Source organism: Spirulina sp. LEGE 11439 (assembly GCF_059821285.1).
The window spans coordinates 1-16925 of the sequence record NZ_JCAMRX010000086.1 but is presented as its reverse complement, the minus strand read 5'-3'; the positions used below and the strand labels follow the sequence as shown (position 1 = coordinate 16925).

17 protein-coding genes are annotated in these 16925 nt (G+C 46.3%); 9 read left to right on the top strand and 8 right to left on the bottom strand.

All coding sequences use genetic code 11. The annotated features are described in order from the left end of the window. Positions 1 to 13 precede the first annotated feature (13 nt). The 6 genes from AC6RV6_RS28960 to AC6RV6_RS28935 form a co-directional block, all read right to left on the bottom strand. On the bottom strand, positions 14 to 1777 hold the full coding sequence (locus AC6RV6_RS28960) for a CHAT domain-containing protein (RefSeq protein WP_500244348.1): 1764 nt from the start codon (positions 1775 to 1777) through the stop codon (positions 14 to 16). 41 nt (positions 1778 to 1818) lie between these two features. Continuing rightward, on the bottom strand, positions 1819 to 2226 hold the full coding sequence (locus tag AC6RV6_RS28955; RefSeq protein WP_500244347.1) for a trypco2 family protein: 408 nt from the start codon (positions 2224 to 2226) through the stop codon (positions 1819 to 1821). 254 nt (positions 2227 to 2480) lie between these two features. After that, positions 2481 to 2828, bottom strand: a complete 348-nt coding sequence (locus AC6RV6_RS28950; protein WP_500244346.1) for a hypothetical protein — start codon at positions 2826 to 2828, stop codon at positions 2481 to 2483. Continuing rightward, positions 2806 to 3282, bottom strand: a complete 477-nt coding sequence (locus AC6RV6_RS28945; protein ID WP_500244345.1) for a hypothetical protein — start codon at positions 3280 to 3282, stop codon at positions 2806 to 2808. The genes AC6RV6_RS28950 and AC6RV6_RS28945 overlap by 23 nt, the downstream gene beginning before the upstream one ends. 66 nt (positions 3283 to 3348) lie before the next feature. Then, positions 3349 to 4725, bottom strand: a complete 1377-nt coding sequence (locus tag AC6RV6_RS28940; RefSeq protein ID WP_500244344.1) for a ParB/RepB/Spo0J family partition protein — start codon at positions 4723 to 4725, stop codon at positions 3349 to 3351. A gap of 42 nt (positions 4726 to 4767) precedes the next feature. Further along, complete coding sequence (locus AC6RV6_RS28935; RefSeq protein WP_500244343.1) at positions 4768 to 8097, bottom strand: DUF3987 domain-containing protein; 3330 nt, start codon at positions 8095 to 8097, stop codon at positions 4768 to 4770. Between the two features lie 320 nt (positions 8098 to 8417). On the opposite strand from AC6RV6_RS28935, the gene AC6RV6_RS28930 reads away from it, so the two are divergent. Further along, positions 8418 to 8645: a hypothetical protein gene (locus AC6RV6_RS28930; protein WP_500244342.1), complete on the top strand. Its 228-nt coding sequence runs from the start codon at positions 8418 to 8420 to the stop codon at positions 8643 to 8645. Between the two features lie 238 nt (positions 8646 to 8883). Here the strand turns inward: AC6RV6_RS28930 and AC6RV6_RS28925 are convergent, their stop codons facing one another. After that, a complete protein-coding gene (locus AC6RV6_RS28925; RefSeq protein ID WP_500244341.1) occupies positions 8884 to 9042 on the bottom strand; it encodes a hypothetical protein in 159 nt (52 codons plus the stop codon). 4 nt (positions 9043 to 9046) lie between these two features. Next, positions 9047 to 9274: a ribbon-helix-helix domain-containing protein gene (locus tag AC6RV6_RS28920; protein ID WP_500244340.1), complete on the bottom strand. Its 228-nt coding sequence runs from the start codon at positions 9272 to 9274 to the stop codon at positions 9047 to 9049. A 163-nt stretch (positions 9275 to 9437) separates the two neighbouring features. Between AC6RV6_RS28920 and AC6RV6_RS28915 the strand changes: the two genes are divergently transcribed. The 8 genes from AC6RV6_RS28915 (at position 9438) to AC6RV6_RS28880 (ending at position 16891) form a co-directional block, all read left to right on the top strand. After that, positions 9438 to 9872: a hypothetical protein gene (locus tag AC6RV6_RS28915; RefSeq protein ID WP_500244339.1), complete on the top strand. Its 435-nt coding sequence runs from the start codon at positions 9438 to 9440 to the stop codon at positions 9870 to 9872. Between the two features lie 11 nt (positions 9873 to 9883). Next, positions 9884 to 10276, top strand: coding sequence for a hypothetical protein (locus tag AC6RV6_RS28910; protein WP_500244338.1), 393 nt, complete (start codon positions 9884 to 9886; stop codon positions 10274 to 10276). A 148-nt stretch (positions 10277 to 10424) separates the two neighbouring features. Further along, positions 10425 to 10697: a hypothetical protein gene (locus AC6RV6_RS28905; protein ID WP_500244337.1), complete on the top strand. Its 273-nt coding sequence runs from the start codon at positions 10425 to 10427 to the stop codon at positions 10695 to 10697. A gap of 432 nt (positions 10698 to 11129) precedes the next feature. After that, a complete protein-coding gene (locus AC6RV6_RS28900; protein ID WP_500244336.1) occupies positions 11130 to 11771 on the top strand; it encodes a sigma-70 family RNA polymerase sigma factor in 642 nt (213 codons plus the stop codon). Positions 11772 to 11792: 21 nt separating this feature from the next. Next, positions 11793 to 12875: a DUF1822 family protein gene (locus AC6RV6_RS28895; RefSeq protein WP_500244335.1), complete on the top strand. Its 1083-nt coding sequence runs from the start codon at positions 11793 to 11795 to the stop codon at positions 12873 to 12875. An 18-nt stretch (positions 12876 to 12893) separates the two neighbouring features. Next, positions 12894 to 14708 carry a CHAT domain-containing tetratricopeptide repeat protein gene (locus AC6RV6_RS28890; RefSeq protein ID WP_500244334.1) on the top strand — a complete coding sequence of 605 codons (1815 nt, stop codon included), beginning with the start codon at positions 12894 to 12896 and terminating at the stop codon, positions 14706 to 14708. Further along, positions 14705 to 15832, top strand: coding sequence for a tetratricopeptide repeat protein (locus AC6RV6_RS28885; protein ID WP_500244333.1), 1128 nt, complete (start codon positions 14705 to 14707; stop codon positions 15830 to 15832). The genes AC6RV6_RS28890 and AC6RV6_RS28885 overlap by 4 nt, the downstream gene beginning before the upstream one ends. 15 nt (positions 15833 to 15847) lie before the next feature. Next, complete coding sequence (locus AC6RV6_RS28880; RefSeq protein WP_500244332.1) at positions 15848 to 16891, top strand: filamentous hemagglutinin N-terminal domain-containing protein; 1044 nt, start codon at positions 15848 to 15850, stop codon at positions 16889 to 16891. Positions 16892 to 16925 lie beyond the last annotated feature (34 nt).

Here is a 16925-nt window from a genome sequence, read left to right as displayed (position 1 = left end):
CATTTTTACTGTACTATTTATCTCTTTTTAGCACAACAACTTCGGTAGACCCATATTCTGGAGTATCTAAATCTTGTGAAGTATCTGAATCTTTTGGAGTCTCTCGAGTATCCTGATAGAGATCGAGAGCAACGATTGCGGGTTTGAATTCTTCTCGAGCAAGAAGCTCTAATACTTCATGCAGACCCCGATCTGACAGTGCCGAGTCTCCTTCGATCTCATTGTTTTTGCGTTGTGTGTCCAGATCTTTTTTATTTGCTGCAATAATAGTCAGACGATTATCGGGTAATTCTCTAGGGCGCATTCGTAGCAAGCGATCGTAAAAAGATAATTCTCCTGCTTGAAATATCCCAAAAATACGCACTAATATACATAATAGAGATATTCCAACTCCTGTTAAAATTGCGATAGAATGGCGAGCTACAAGCCATCTGGGAACTCTAGATTTGATTACCTTTAGAGTTCGTATTGGAACGTTGGCAAATAATTGCCCTCCCTTATTTTCCGGCCAGCGCAAATAGAGTATGGGTCGATACCATTGATTCCACTCTCTCATTGCGCTCTGTCCCTCCTGAAGCGCTTTGACTAACTGCCTTTCGCTACCGAGCGATCGATAGAATCTCTCTGAGAAATTTTGTGCTGCTTTAGCAGTGACATTGTATTGCATTGCTACCACAGCCGGAATACCACTTTTTATCAATCCTTGAGCCACACCATTAAAAATAGATTCACTTCCTAATGCCATCCCAGCCTTACAAGCACTTACTACCACAAGACGAATCCGATCTTCTTGCGGTCGATCGAGTCCAAAAGATGGGAGTTGTCCTATTTCTTCAGCACTTACATAGTCTGCTTGTTGTCCCGATTCCTCTGATTCAAATAATAGATAACCTTGCGGAGATTCAGGCAAAGGTGAGTTGCAATTCTTGCAAGATTGTGCCGTCAAATTTTGGTGAATTGTATGGCAGCGATCACATCGTTTCCCAAAAAAACCATGTCCATCAAAATGAATGATATGGGGAGCTTTAGCGCCTGAGTTTTCAATCAAATAATCCCCCAAAGCCTTAAAGGTAGCAGTTCCTTGCTCTTGTTTGAGGTCAATAACTTGGATGCGCGATTTTTCTCGAGCAGTTTTCAATCCAGATAGGACGGCTTGATGTTCTCGGTCATCGAGGGGAGGAAGGCCAATCTTGGAATCACTGGCTGATGATGAAACAAGTAAAACCCGAATTTGCTCAACAGGTGTCAATCTAGGAGGAGAATCCAAAAAAGTTATATAGCGCGAGAATGTAACGCCGCTATGAACCAAAAAGCGATCCCCATCATGTGCTAATTCCCACAAATAATCGGGGATACGATTTTCTGGAGGAATCTCTTTGCTAAACTCCAATTGAATATGAAGTGACTGACTGTGTTTCACAGCATTTGCCCGGATGGTCTGAAGCGATTGACGCACCTCATCTTCAGGAAATAATGAATTGTAGATTTCCTTCCCAATTACCTTAAGCATTTCAGATGAAAAATTTTGACGTTTTTTATCTAAAAGCCCCGTGGTAACTAACCACTCTCGCTCCTTTTCATCAGGAAAATCTTTGGAATTATACTTAATAGCTCCTAAAACTTTGATAAGAGATGTACGCCAATGTCGTGCATCTTCATAAAAAGGAAGAGTTGATGTTTGAGACTTAGACTCACCAAAACGACTACGAGCAGAAACAGTAAAATGTCCCTTATCCTGCTGGTCAGTAACCGATAGTCTCAGACTTAAAAATTCCATCACTCACCTATTAGATATTAAAGAATTTTACTCCGATTTCATCAGATTACAGTATCTTCAGCACTACCCTCTTCATTTCCTTTCAATACTGCTTCTGCATTTTGTTGCAAAGCTGTGAATATTTTGTCCGGATGTGCTGCTTTGTAGAAGTTAATAAGTTGTTGTTTGTCAAAAATAGATGATAAAGTAACTTTGACAGTCTGAATGTGCTGTTGACTGACCTTACCACCAATCTCTCCACCACCGATGGAAAGTACGTCAATTTTAATACCACCCTCACCCTCACGAGACACCACAACTTGAAGTTCTAACTCAATAGAATCTACGAAAAGAAATGGAATATCTTTTTCATCTTTACTAGGAATAGTACTAGGAACAGTTGCTAAGAGTTCTTGTTTAACTTTATCTATTAATTCAGTAATGCCGATTGATTGATTGAAATTTGACATTTTATATCCTCGAAAAAATGATCTAATTGATAGACTTAAAACAGTTATTTCAATCCAGATAAAAATTAGGAGAATTGTTATCTTTACTGTAAACACCTGTTTATAATGCAATATATCATTACAGAAAACTTAACATATTTATGTCTAAACTGTCCAAGGTTTTCCCCAACAGGGGTAAAACTTGTCTCTTTACCTTTTACTGTATTGCAGTAAAAATATTTGGGGAAGCCTCATAAATTCCTGAAGAGCCAACTCTACCAAGGAAACCACTTCCTCACCTTTCGCCCCGAATCTCTGACACTATCGACAATCTGCTCGTTTTTCTGCGATCGCGTCCCCGAAATATCCTTATCTTTCAGGTCGTGAGAAGCCACAATCTCCCCCGTCATCAAGGCTTCTTGAGCGCGTTCGGGCAAAGTCGAGCGATCGCCGCTTTTCGCTTCCGTTTGTTCGTAAAGAGCCTCTGTTCCACAACCTATCACCTCTTCCGTCAGAGCTTCGGTAGAATCGCGATGGACGTTACCCGTTCCGCCTTTTTCCTTAATCGTGCGATTGAAATTTTTATTGACTGTCGCACCATCAACCCGCCGACGCTCCGGCAAGTTTTGCGAATTCCCGAAGAGATCGAGTTGACTCCCCGAACTCTCCTCTTCTTGAGGATTCTGCTTGAACCAACTTAAAAAACCCATGTGCTTCTTCTCGCTCCTGTGGCGTAAAATCCGATGAAAATAATTGTTCCAAGCCGAGCTTGATTAAATCCAGACCATTAGAAAAGGTCAAGAATTCTTCAAAAATGCGATAGCGCAATTCGTAATCCCAATCATCTGGCGATGGATTGAATTGATACAAAATGAGATTGTAGGCATCCAAACAAGACGAACGGATATTTTTAGCACAAAATGTACAATATGCCTTTTTCCACGTTTCCTTGCAGCGTAAGTCGCCAAATGTCCTTACCTCACTCTTAAAGTTTTCTGGTTGTACAACAGCACCTTTATAGGAACTGAGACATTTCCATTCGTGGTAAGTTTCTGCTTTAAGTTCTGCAAAATTCATGGCAATTCTCTAGTCAAGAGACCTTAATGCAATTATACCATTGATTGAAAATTCTTCCAACCATTTTTAAAAATAAAGCGATAGCAAATATTCTAAATGTTGTAACTGTCGCTCCGTAAACTCAACCCGCCGTTGCAAGAAATTCAACATATTTGTCTCCAAATCGTCTAAGTCTTCCCCTCGCAGCTTCAAAATTTGTTCGGTAATCTCTTTTAAATGCGATATCGAAGACTCAACATCTCGACTTGGCTCGATGTTTGCACTGAGCGAAGCCGAAGTGTAAACCGACTTCAAATCGTAAGGAAAAACCGACAACTGACGTTTTCCTACATCAACCTCAACCACACCCACCTCGGAAACCGATCGCACTACCCCCCAATACCCGTGCCAACAGCGATCGCTGCCTTCCACCGAAGCCGATTCTTGAAAATCGATAATGACCACATCTCCAATTTGATAGGGAGACTGAACAATAGCTTTTTGCACCAACATTAACTCAGACGGACAGAACAAAACGCGATCGCTACGGTTTTCCAACATAACCGAAATTTGATAAGAAGCGTGCAAAATTTCCACAACTTCTCCCATTTCTCCCCCATGCGAACTCGCCTTTTCGTTGACCTCCACGCGATCGCCAACGGAAAACCCTTGCAGCGTCACGATTCCCCGTTCGCCTTCCCTCTGACTCCGCGACAGCATCCGACGTGCCTGTTGAGTCGTTTTGGCCTGACCCCGAGCGATTAAATCGAGGAGATTTTCTCGCTCTTGTGTCGTCACTTTCAATAACTTGTAAGCCGCATCCACGCTTTGCCCGTTCAGAACTTGACGCAATGCCCTTGCCTCCTCCTCTCGGCCTTCCTCCCGTACCTTATCGATTTGTACCACCACCTTCTCGGCCTTCTCATAAGTGCGACCGCTTCCAAACCCCACTCGCTTGGCTAGGCGATCGCGAGTTTTGCCGATTTCCCGTTGTGGAAAATTTTCCACAACGGGGGCAGATTTTCCCTGCTTCAATCCGGCCAGTTGCCTGACCTTAGCTTTTTCCCCCTCAATTTCTTGCCAAACCCTTGCTTCGCGTGCCTTTTGCTCTGGGGTCTTAATCCGTGAAGCATTTTCCAACAACAGGGCTTCGAGTTCTGCCGTCGGGTCTTCAAAGGCTTGAATTTCAATAGGAACTCGGTCGATCCCCAATTGCAGGACGGCTTTCCAACGTCGGTGGCCGCTAATGATGACATCGTTAGGGGTAACGACTAAAGGTTTGATCCAATTGGTTTTTTCAATCAGTTCGACTAACTCTTCAATATCCTCGTCTTCCCCGTAAATCAAGTGATTGCGAGGATGGGGACGCAAAGAACGCGGGTCGATCCAAGCCGTTGCCCGACCGACGGCTTCGGGAGCAATTCCCGTTGTTCCCCGTCCCGGTATGGGAATGCGATCGCTCATCGATTTTTGCCAAATTCAACTGCAATGCCTTCGATGCTTGTCCTATATCGGTTGTGGGGATTGCCGTCGCAGCCAGTGCGTCAGGTCGAGAAGTTCGCGATCGCTCAATTGCTGTCGCTTATCCTTGCCATAGGTCGATCGCAGGTGTTCTCGCAATCGCTCTATCGTCCATCCCAAGCGCCGGAGTTCGAGATTGATTTGGGCGATCGCGCTGGTGAAATCGAATTGGTTATTGGTTATTGGTTGTTGGTTATTGGTTGTTGGTTCTGAAATGCGATCGCTACTCGGTAAATCTGAATTGCCATAATTTCCGGAGTTTTCTGCCGTTGGTTTTGTTGTTTGAGAGGGTTTTTCCAGTTCTGAAATCCCCTCGAATTGCCCATTGGCCGATCGTAGTGTCGATCGCGGGTCAGCAAGTGGAGGCGTTATCTCGCTTGCGTTTGAGGGCAATGTGTCGATCGGCTGTTCTGTCGATCGCGTCGCTTCTGGCGAGCCGTAACCGTTTTCCGCGCTCGGGTCGCAGTCTAAGATCGGCCAATCGTCGTCCTCGTCAAACTGACGGTCAAACTCAGAACTTGTCGTTTCCCATTCATCTCGATCCGCAAATTCCGAACTTGCCATTTCCCATTCGTGGTAATTTTCCTCTAGAGATACTAGGCGATCGACACGATCGTCACTGTTCCTTGGTGGAGTCTCAAATGCCTCTATATTGGGGGGATTCGCCTTTTCTTGGCGATCGACGCGGCGATCGACTGGCCGATCGACAGTTTCCCCATTCAGCACCAATTTCAACCGATTGCCCTTGCCCACTAAGCTCCCGAAACCCATGCGAGCCAACTCGATTAAATTCTGGCGCAGGTCGTCGGGTTTCTCCTTTCGCAACCAGCTAATCGACGATTGCAACCGACGTGCTGTCAGTTCGCCGTATTGTTTCAACTTGTCCAAAATTGCGCTCAAGCGGTGGGGCAATCCTCCTTCATTCAAAGCGGCAGATCCTTCAGAATGAATCAGGGTTGTTTGAGAAAGGTAAAACTCCGCCAAACCGATCGCCGCTTCAACTCGCTCTCGGGGAATGTAGGGATCGGGGCGATCGCGTCCCGACACCAGATCCGCAATGACGTGCAAAACCAAAGCCAGTCGCGCCGTATAGCCTTCCATCTTCGATAGTGCCGCTCGCATTCCCTGCCGAGAGTTGGCCACTCGTCGTTGCTCGAGATTCCAGTGGTAAAGGTCGTAAAGGCTTTGAGCCTCTGCCGTAAAGCGATAGCGTTGGGGTTCGACTTCCCTCGCCTGCTCGTAGAGCGTTTTCAAACTATTCAACTGATAAGGCGAATCCGTATCCGGCAATTTCAAGGCTTTCAAAGGAATGCGAACCCACAAAAAGCGCCCCCACTCCCCTTGGTCGTCGTCAAAATTCCCCATCAACTTCTGCAACTTGGAATCTTGAATGGCTCCAATGATGCTCATGGATTCGTAGAGGGTGGAAATGCGTTCGCCACTTTTGAGATTTTTCTTGACTCCCGTGCCATTCCAACCCGAAAGGATGGACTCTCGATCCTCCCCCCGTCCTTTTTTATAGGCTCCATAGGAACCGAACAATCCCGAAAGTTCATCTTTGATACACAAAAATGCCGTATCCGGTTGCTTGCTCTTAATCGTATCGATCGCCTCGCTGGTGGCTTTATTGACGTAAAACTCTTTCTGCACGGGTTCGATGGGTTCGGCAGCTTTCCACTCCTCCCGAGAGCCATAGGTATCTTTGGCCGCCTGCCACTGTTCCCAAGCCGCGTCATATTCGGCTTTTGCCAGCTTGTACTCTGCGTCGGTTTCGGCCTGCAATTCTCTGAGGGGTTGCAAAATCGCTTTTAGGGTGGGGGATTTGCGCTGTCCGGATTCCGTAACCAAGCCGGCATAAATGATGGCGGGTTCGACAAAATCAATGCCTTCTTTAATAACGACGCGGGTTTCGGGGTGCAGGCAGGAGGCGACGGCGGGAAGCAAGACGGTGAGGAGTGCTGAGGGAGGAATGCCCATCCAACGGGCGACTTGCTGCATCGGCTCTGCCAGTTTCCAAGGTAGGTAATCTCGGAGATCGAGGGCGTGCCGCTTGTGTCCTTCTAATGTTTTTAATTCTTGGTGACATTCATCCCGCCCGACTTCCCGATCCGAGTCGGTTTGCAAATCGCTTGCCAGTTGGCGCAGTTCCCGGACGCTCCAACCCGACTCTTGACTCAAGCGATTGAGGCTTTCGGTAAGGACGGCGGGAGGTGGGTTGCGATTGAGAAGGGCGAGGAGAACGGTTCTGACATCGATTTCGGGACAAGCTGGCGATCGCTGTACTTCCGTGGCGATGGGAAATTTGGCTTCTTTGACGCTGCGTTGAAAGTCCGTCCAACCGTAGCCAGCATCGATCGCATTACTGACATCCCAACCTTTCACCGTACAATCTGACCGCATGGGGACATCAGCAATACGCCCGCGACCTTCGAGGGCAAAGGCGAGTTTTTTGGCTCCTTCCTCTCCGGCGCGAGTGCCGTCCTTGCGAGGCGTGTCGTTGCGATCGTAAAAAATTGTTACATTTCCGGGCAGTCGTTGCAGTTCTTCCCATTTAGGAACGCTACCGCAGCCGGCAGTGGAGCAGGCAACGGCAATGCAGGATTCTCCTTCGGGCTGTTCTCGTACCAATTGGGCGAGGCGAATGGCATCCCATTCTCCCTCGCAAAACCAAGTCTCGCGGGCATTTTCGGGGAGATGGGTAAACCAAATGGTAGCGGGAACGCCGAATTGAGACCAATTGCCGAGGTAATCCGGTCTTTGTTCGGGTTTCAGCCAAGGGGCGACGCGCTTTTTGACGTAATAGCGCCCCGGCTGTTGGGGAATGGCAATAAAGATACAGATTGATCCGTAAGTTTCTTTATTTTGGGGTTTATTTTCGTCGGGAATGACGACCCGTTTCCCCAGTCCTATATTTAGGCGTTCGATATCGCTTTTGGAAATATGGCGATCGCTCAACCATTTTCGGGCGGCGACTACATCGGCAGAGGAATCTCGCAACAGCCTCTCGGTTGCCGAAGCGACAAATTTTTCGTCAACGGTATAGTCTTTGTGGGGGGTAGGGGGTTGCTGTTTTTGAGAGCGATCGTCGGTACTGAATGAGGGTGAAGGTTGTCCCGGTAGGGGTGCATTTAATGCCTCTCGAATCTCGGCGGGGGTACAACCTCGAAAACATTTATAACCGTACTGACTTTTGGGGACGAGGCTGAGAGTCTTGTCTTTCGGGCCTTTCGAGCAACAGGGACAAGGAGCGCGACCCTTGCGATCGAATTCTACCCATTCTCGGATTTGAAAAGTCTTGGATTTTTGGTAAACCATTGCTACAATAAGACAATAGGAAAAATAACAGTTGCAAGAAATTGCAATTGTTACGAATTGCTACAAAACAAATATTGGGTTAGCGGTAAACCGCTACAAAGCCTGAAGCGTGCTTCAACACGCTACAAAAAATAAAAGACTCAGGAAGTTGTTGGATTTAGCCGCCAAGCCACACCAACAGCTTCTTTTGCTTTATGTTTTTTTGTTTTCTCAGGCTTATATTGTATACTACCATCATACACGCGACAGCCTGTTTGCAAATAATTCGTAAAATGGCAAAAATAAGAGTTGGCAAAAAACAACCTTCAGGAAGGATTTCAGTGGCAGAGTGGGACTGGGATCGTTTTAAGGTGATGTCAAAAATCAGCAATGCCAGTATCAGCGAACAATTGGGTTTGTTAGTTCAAAAGTTCGTCAGCGACCCAACCAACCAGAAACTTTTTGAAGAACGCCTAGACTATCTCGCGAAGAAACATGGAATGACTCCTGAAGAATGCTTTAATTGCTTGCGGGACGACCAGCCGCTTCCCGAACTAGCCAAGCAATAGAGATTGCTGGAGTGGTGGTGAAAGTTGAAATTGAGATTTGAATATTCTCTCTGAGAAGAAAATTTGTTAGGAAAAGTTTCAAGCATTGGGTTTTTTTAGAGAATCTTTGTCGGTGGTGTTGAAGTTTAATTGTATTTTCCGAGTTTAGCGAAGTCGAAAACGGAGTTTGTGCGATCGAAATCACATGAAATCTCGAAAAGCGCAAAACAAATCCAACATTGATCTATTGACTTTTTTCTCATTGTGTGTATTCACGGATATCGATCGGTGTATAGTTTTTTGTTGTGGCGATCGCGAAATTGCGTTCTCCTTCCGATCGGTTTCTAGCGAATAATGCTTGAGCTTTATTAAAGCCGTAAAAGAGCGATCGCTGGTTGAGTTCAACAGTTGCTCCCATCGCCTTACGAACCTTGTGACTCGAACTCTTGCTTTTCATCGATTGTGGGTTGGTCGAGTTTCCCTTCGTTTTCGGCAATTTCAACAGCCCTTCGCAATAAATATGCTGCATGGTCGCTGAGACTCGTTCCTTCAATATCAGCCCAGCGCTGCAATTTTTCATGAGTTAAGTCTGGTAGGGAAACACTAATTCGCTTGGTCATTTCTGACGTTAAAAAGAGTTCGCCTGTCATCTTAATATCAATCGAGTTCAGTTTGTCTCAGCATTTGTGCAGCGAATATGCAGCTTTATTGTTGCACTAGCGCCGCAGAAAAGTTACGATAAAGCTGAGAAAATTTTGACAAATTTTTAGAGAACGGAGATTGAACCATATTCCCCAGTACGGGAGAATTAATATGCAACTAAGATTTAAATCTATTGGCACGAAAGGCAGAAAATCGGTCCGATGGAAACGCTGGGTGATTCTTGTCAGCGCGATCGCTATTCTTTGTCCTCGCCCCGTTCGTGCCAACCCTGCTACTATTGCCATCCCTGCACTTTGTTCGACAGGAGCGGGATGCGTTCTCGCTGGAGCAGTTCTCGTCGGAGGCGTTTTGTACTATACTTGGGTTAGCCGAGATACCGGGCGTGCGTTCCGAGTTCCGGTGATCGCATTTCCCATTGTGGATGATGAAAACCCGAGGGGTTGGCTGCCGGGGAAAGAGGTTGCCGTTTACAATCCCGAAGCCTGCGAGCGCATTGCTCGGAAGTACGGCAAGCAACTCGTCGAAATTCGAGAAGATCGGGATTGGACGGGAAAACCTTTCTGGATTTGCATTTACGAAGAATGAGGAGCTAGAAAATGTCAAAAACGATTTGGAGTCGCGACGAAGGCTGGAAAATCCCCAAATTGCCAGAACCCGAAAATGGGCATTACGTTCTCGCAGTCAGTTCCACGCTTTCACCCCTACACGCTTATGAATTGTTAGAGCGAATCAAAACAGCCGGATATCGAGGCGAATTGAATTGGGTCAGTGGCGATCCCGGTCAAGGAAATAGCCTGTATGCTTACTTTATCGGTCAGTTTCCCATTGAGGATCGAAGTGCGATCGTCGCTTTGACAGAAGCAGGCATAGAAAGGGATTGGATACTTGCCCCTCCCATCGATACGGAAGAGGATATGCGATCGCGTGAAATCCCCGATCTTGCCATTGAAGATAGTCTCGTTCCAGAGTCTCTTATTGCACGGATTTAAAAGTTTATGCTTCTGTAAAGGCCACCAATTTTCAGAAGGAATAAAAAAATTCAGTATAATTTTCTCATTATTTGCCAACGGTCATCAAAACAACCAGAACTCTGGTTGCTCGAACCCAAGCAATTGGGCTGATTCTAGGGAGAGAAAAATGGGAATCAAAGTTAAGAAAATCAACACAGGAATTCAGTGGACTTTGCGAGAAGCACTGAAAAATCAGGAGAAACAGCTCGCTCATTACTCCCGAAACCTGAGTACGGAACAAGAGCAAGATTTGAGATCCCAAATTGCCGATCGCACCAATATCGAAGGATGCGATCTCGATGCAAAAATGGATATTGTCGAGGTTAACAATCGAGTTCCTCGTGCCGGTGCGATTGAACGATGCGCCTACAATATCAGGGGAATTTCTCTCCCTCGATGAGGGTATGAGAGAATTTAAGGATTGTGAGAACTCAACTTCACCAGCAATTGCTGAACTTTAGATTAGTGCAAGCGAAGTCGAAAACCGAGTTTGTGCGAGCGCGATCGCATCAAATCTCGAAAAGCGCATAAAAAATACTACTTTTATTTATTGATTTTTTTCTCATTACGTGCATTTAAAGATTTTGAATTTACGATCAATAATGATTCGAGTTCGTTGGAGAAATTAAGAGAGTGGTGAAGGAGTAAGACAAAGGATTGGCAATGCGATCGTGGGTGTCGGTTATTTGGCGAAATGTAAAGTTTTCCCAAAGCCTGCGAAAAACTTTCTCATCTTTTCGATAGTTAACACAGAAGCCCAATACTTTTTTTGAATCAGAATGGACTTCTAGCTGATTTGACTTTGCCCCGCTAGCCCGATCGCATTGCTGCTATGACCGAACCGCAAAACGAAGATTTTTCCTACTCCGATCTTATCGCGCAAATTTGTCGGCATCCCCAAGGCAGTCCTCGATATCAGCAAGGCTTGACACGATTGATCGCCGCGATCGCTCGCTCTGGCAAACTATGGCGAGAAAATACGAGCTATTATGCAGATGCCCTGCAAGACACATGGCAGTTTCTCAGCCAAAAGCTCTGTAGCGTTTACGATCCCAATCGCGCTTTGGTAACGACGTGGTTAAACTCACATCTCAAATGGCGCTTGCTGGATTATCGCCGTAAAACCCAAAATGAGGATCGGCGACATATTACACCCCGCACCTTTCAACCCAATGGAGAGCCTTCCTTCGATTTAATCGAAAATATCCCAGCACCCCCAGATACTCCACCAATATTGGAAGAAATTTTGCGTTGGGTGGAAACCGATCCCGATGAAATCTTGCGGAAAACTCACATTCGCGATCGCCCCGATTTAACCGCTCAAATTTTGATTTTGCGCCGCCTTCCTCCGGAAACGGATTGGAAAACCTTAGAAGTTGAATTTAATTGTTCTTATTCAACCTTGGCCAATTTTTACCAGCGAAAATGTAAGCCCCTGTTGCGAAAATTTGGTGAATCTCAAGGATATATCTAATAGAAAGGGAGCAACACAAAGATGATGAGTCTCGAAACATTACTAGAAAATTCCTTACCCCTACCCATTCCGAGAGCGAGTTGGCAAATCGCTCGAGAATTTGCTCGCCAACAACCCAATCCTCAAAAAGCCGAACGAGTTTATCTCAACACTTTGGCAGTCTTGGCAATGGAGAGTTATTTACAATTGATGGCGATCGCCACCGACTTAAAACAAAGCGATAGCTGGAATCCCGTCCTGCGAATGAGTGCCGATGTTGCCGATCTGATGGTTGTGGGTGTGGGACGATTGGAATGTTTGCCCGTGAAACTAGATCCGACTGGGGAACTTTCCCGAGAAATTCCCCTTTGCACCATTCCCCCAGAAGTTTACCTCGAACGCATAGGTTACGTCGCGATCGCTATTGATGAAACTCGCCAAGAAGCCACATTATTGGGCTTTACCAAGACGGCTGGGAGGGGAGAAATATTCGTGGAGGATTTGCGATCGCTCTCCGAATTGCTCGAACATCTTGCCATTCTCGCTCAATCCAAAGTTCATTTAAGTCAGTGGTTTGTTGATGTTTTTACAGCCGGTTGGCAAGAACTGGAATCTTTCCTCGAAATAGAACCCGATATTGTACCCATGAATTATCACAATTCTTCTCAATCCCCCCGTTGGTGGGAAAATCTCGCCAATGCCGGACAACAGGCGTGGAAACGGTTAGCTGGGGACGAACCCGAAACCCTCGCTCTCGATATGTCAACGATGCGCCGCAGAGAGAATGCGTTGGTTTCCGAAGCTGATGTCAGTCGAGCCAAGTTAATCGATTTAGGGGTTCGTTTGGGGACTCACAAGATCGTCCTTTTAGTTGCGCTAACCCAACAGGAGGATGAGAGAATCAAAATTCTCGTTCAAGTGCGCCCGAATTATGGCGATCGCTATCTTCCCCCCAATCTCAAATTAGCGTTGTTGCAGGAGGGTGACAGCATTTTACAAAGTACCGAGTCGAGAGGACAAGATTTGTGCATTCTCCTCAAACCTTTTAAAGTATTACCGGGAACGGATTTCAAAGTGCAAGTTACTTTAGGTGAAGTCCAGATCGCTGAAGATTTTACCGTTTAGTCGCACTCTCATGAACTGATGAATGAATTAGTCGTTTTAAGTTTGGGAAAAGGAAGTTTTGCTGAAGGTTTTCCGTCTGTTTTTGCAAGGATAGGAAAAGAGGATTCGTTATGGCAACAGGAGCAAGTGGTGGGAAGTTTACCTGCCGCGCCGGAAATCCAACAATTTTATGCAAACTGGCGACTGGTTTATGACGTGCTTTATTGCGATCGCTATCGTTCTCCCATTGAAATTGAATCGGCTGGAATTACGAATGTTTCTGAGGCAGCATTTCAAGAGATTTGTCAGCAATTAGAAGAGGGTTTAAATCGCTGGTTGAGTTGCGATGGGTTTCGTCCGATTGAAGCACGACTGAGAACCAGCCTGAATCCGACAGAAGCATTTTGGATTGTATTAGAAAGCGATAATGATGATGTCTGGCGAATTCCTTGGAATCTTTGGTCTTTTTGCAAGCACGATTATCGCTCTGCCGAGATTGTCCTCAGTACCCCAGAATATCCCGCCCCAATTTTCGATCGCGATCGAAAAGCAGATAAAAAGATTAATATTCTGGTTATTTTGGGAGATAGTACGGGGATCGATATTCAACGCGATCGCGCTCTCTTAGAACGGTTGCCCGGTGTCAAATTAAAGTTTCTCGTCGAACCCAAACGAGAGGAATTAAACGCCCAATTGTGGGAGCAACACTGGGATATTTTATTTTTTGCCGGACATGGGAAAAGTCAGAAGAATGCAACGCGAGGAAAGATTTATATTAATTCTCAATTTACAAACAATAGTTTAACCATTGAAGAGTTGCAAGAAGCGCTAGCTCGTTCGATTCATCAAGGGTTGCAACTGGCGATTTTTAACTGTTGCGATGGGTTGGGTTTGGCGAGGGATTGGGCTAATGCCAAAATTCCCTTACCTCCGGTAATTTTAATGCGAGAAGCCGTTCCCGATGCGATCGCTCACAAGTTTTTACAAACTTTTTTAAGTGCGTTTGCCCGAGGAGTATCGTTTCATTTAGCCGTCAGACAGGCACGAGAGCAGCTTAAGGGTTTGGAGGGACAATTACCCGGAGCGAGTTGGCTTCCCGTGATTTGCCAGCATCCTGCGACCAAGCCACTTTCTTGGCACAAATTACAAGGCGATCGTTCTGTTAGTTGTACTAAAGTAACTCCGAGTTGGCAAATTTCTTCTCGTTTGATTGGGTTCTCCTTGTTAAGCCTATTGGGATTTTATGGATTAGGAGGACATGGGGCCGCAGTTTGGGCAAATCGAGTGGGGGTAAGACATTATCGTGCCGAGAGACTCGTACAGGCGAAGGTGTTGTATCATCTTTCGAGTTTTCTCGATCCATTTAATCCCAAACCTCATTATAATCTTGCTTGGTTATGCGAGAAATCTTGGGACAATCTTGATTGTGCGGCGAAAGGGTATCGACGGGCAGGCGATCGTGGTCTGGACGAAGGTTCAGCACAACTCGCTCGCATTCTCATGCGCTTGAGGTCTGAGAGTCCCACTGCCGTTTTCAAAACGACGGAGCGCTGTTTGGATTCGTCTTATCCTGCGGTGAGGGCGGCTTGTTTGGGGGTAAGAGCTTGGTTGTTGTGGGAGCAGGAAAGACCTTGGGAGGCAAAAAGAGATATTGAAGAAGCGATCGCCCTCGAACCCGACAGCCCTCACGCACGCTGTCTTTATGCTCGCATTTTGGAGAAGGAGGGACGGGAAGAAGAGGCTCGGGAACATTGGCGATTTGTACAAGAATCTGCAAAATATAACATTCCAGAACAAAATCGGTGTCGCAAAGATGCCGCGCAACGTTTATTTAAAGGAGGCTCGCAAAAATGAAACACAATCGGAGAATGAGACTAACTTTAGTATCGCTATTGGGAATGCTTGTCGCTTGGGGATTCCTCGAGCTTCCCGTTCGCGCTAGGAGTATTGCCAATGGCAAAATTTGGGAAAGTTCGGGGAATGTGACCATTTTACGGCACGATCGCAGCATTTCGGCAGTGTTGGGAATGTCTCTCTATCCCAGCGATCGCTTGCAAGTGGAAGACGGGGGACAATTGCTCGTGTTATGTTCCGATTTTGGCGTACAAGCGGTGAGTTCTGGGGAAACTTTACCCAATCGCTGTCAGGGTGCGAGCAACTCTTCCGAATGTTCTCCCGATTTGGCAGATTGTCCCGATCGCGGTCAAACTTTGGCATGGGGCGATCGCTCGATTCCTTTTGCGATTAGTCCCCGACGCACGAGGTTGCTCGATTCCCAACCTTTATTGCGTTGGAATGCAGTATCGGGAGCAACTCGCTATTTCGTGACGATTTCGGGATCGACGGAAACGGGGGAAGAAATGACCCAAACAATCGAAACGACGGGCGATCGCCTTGTTTATATGCCTGAATCTCCCGAACATCAGTTGCAACCGGGGTGGAATTATTTGCTCGTGGTGGAAACCGATACGGGGGTATCTTCTTGGGGCGAACCCTCGAAGTTGGGTGGAAGGGATTTTCAGTTGTTAGATGAAAGGCAAGAACGAGAAATGCGATCGCGACGAGAAGCGTTAGTTGGACAAGCTGTTTCTGGAGAAGCGAAGGCTTTAGCAACAGTACAGTTTTATTTGGAATACGATTTAATTTTCGAGGCAATTTTACTGCTGGAAAAAGTTCTGGAAATGGGCAAAGAAACGGCTTCTTTGCATTTGTTACTCGGGGATTTATATTTGGAGCAGTTATTAATTGCACCGCCTGCTGAAGAGCATTACAAGCGGGCGATCGCTTTGGTTGGCGAGGAGAATTTGGAAGAGAAAGCGCTGGCTTATGTGGGTTTGGGTCGAGTTCGCGCTGCCATGCAGGATCGTTCCGAGGCTGTCGATTTATTAACGAGAGCAAGGGAGATTTATGAGGGCTTGGGATGGCGCGATCGGGTTAATGAGTTAGACATTCAAATTATCGAACTTAATGTTGATTAAGGAGGGTCAAAAACCATGAAAAATTCAGCCTATCAATACGGTACGGTCGCTTTAACAACTTTATTCTTTTTGTTGGGAGAGAGGGGATTAACTCAATCCATTACTCCAGCATTGGATGGGACGGGAACGATTGTAAATATCGATGGCAATGAGTTTGTTATCGAAGGGGGTACGCGATCGGGGGATGGCGCAAATCTGTTTCACAGTTTTATCGAGTTGGGTTTGGATGCCAATCAAATTGCGACGTTTCTCTCCGATCCTCAAATTCAAAATATTTTAGGACGAATAACGGGGGGCAATCCTTCTGTTATTGATGGGTTGATTCAAGTTACGGGAGGAAATTCCAATTTGTATCTGATGAATCCTTCGGGGTTTGTTTTTGGCTCGAATGCGTCTTTAAATGTACCGGGGGACTTTTTTGCAACGACAGCACAGGGGATTGGATTTGGGAATGGGTTATGGTTCGATGCGTTGGGAGACAATGATTATCGGGATTTAGTGGGGACTCCTGTTGAGTTCGATTTGGCAGAGCGATCGGGAACGATTATTAATGCGGGAGATTTGGCGGTCGGTGAAGGGCAAAATCTTGCTTTGATTGCAGGAAGCGTCATCAATACAGGGAGTTTGAGCGCTCCGGAGGGGAATGTAAGTATTGTAGCGATGCCGGAAACGGGGCGATTGAGAATCTCGCGATCGGGTAATGTTTTGGGGTTTGAAATCGAACCTCCCCGAGATGAGCAAGGCAATCTTTTACCTGTGGAAGTGACGGATATTCCCGCTTTGATTACGGGATCGGGGGTCGAAACGGGATTGCAGGTTGATGGCGATCGCGTGGGTGTGGGAGATACTTCTGTACCGATCGCGGAAGGGAGCGCGATCGTTGCAGGGGAGTTGGAGACGGTGGGAAATACCGGGGGAAATGTGGATGTTTTGGGAGAAGTGGTGGCTTTGATTGGGGCTGAGGTTGATGTTTCTGGAACTGAAGGAGGAGGAAATGTGAGGATTGGAGGCGGCGATCGGGGTTCTGGAAATGTTCCTAATAGACCTCTCCAGTATTAAAACATTTGGCCAGTCTAGCTTACAGGTCTTAATC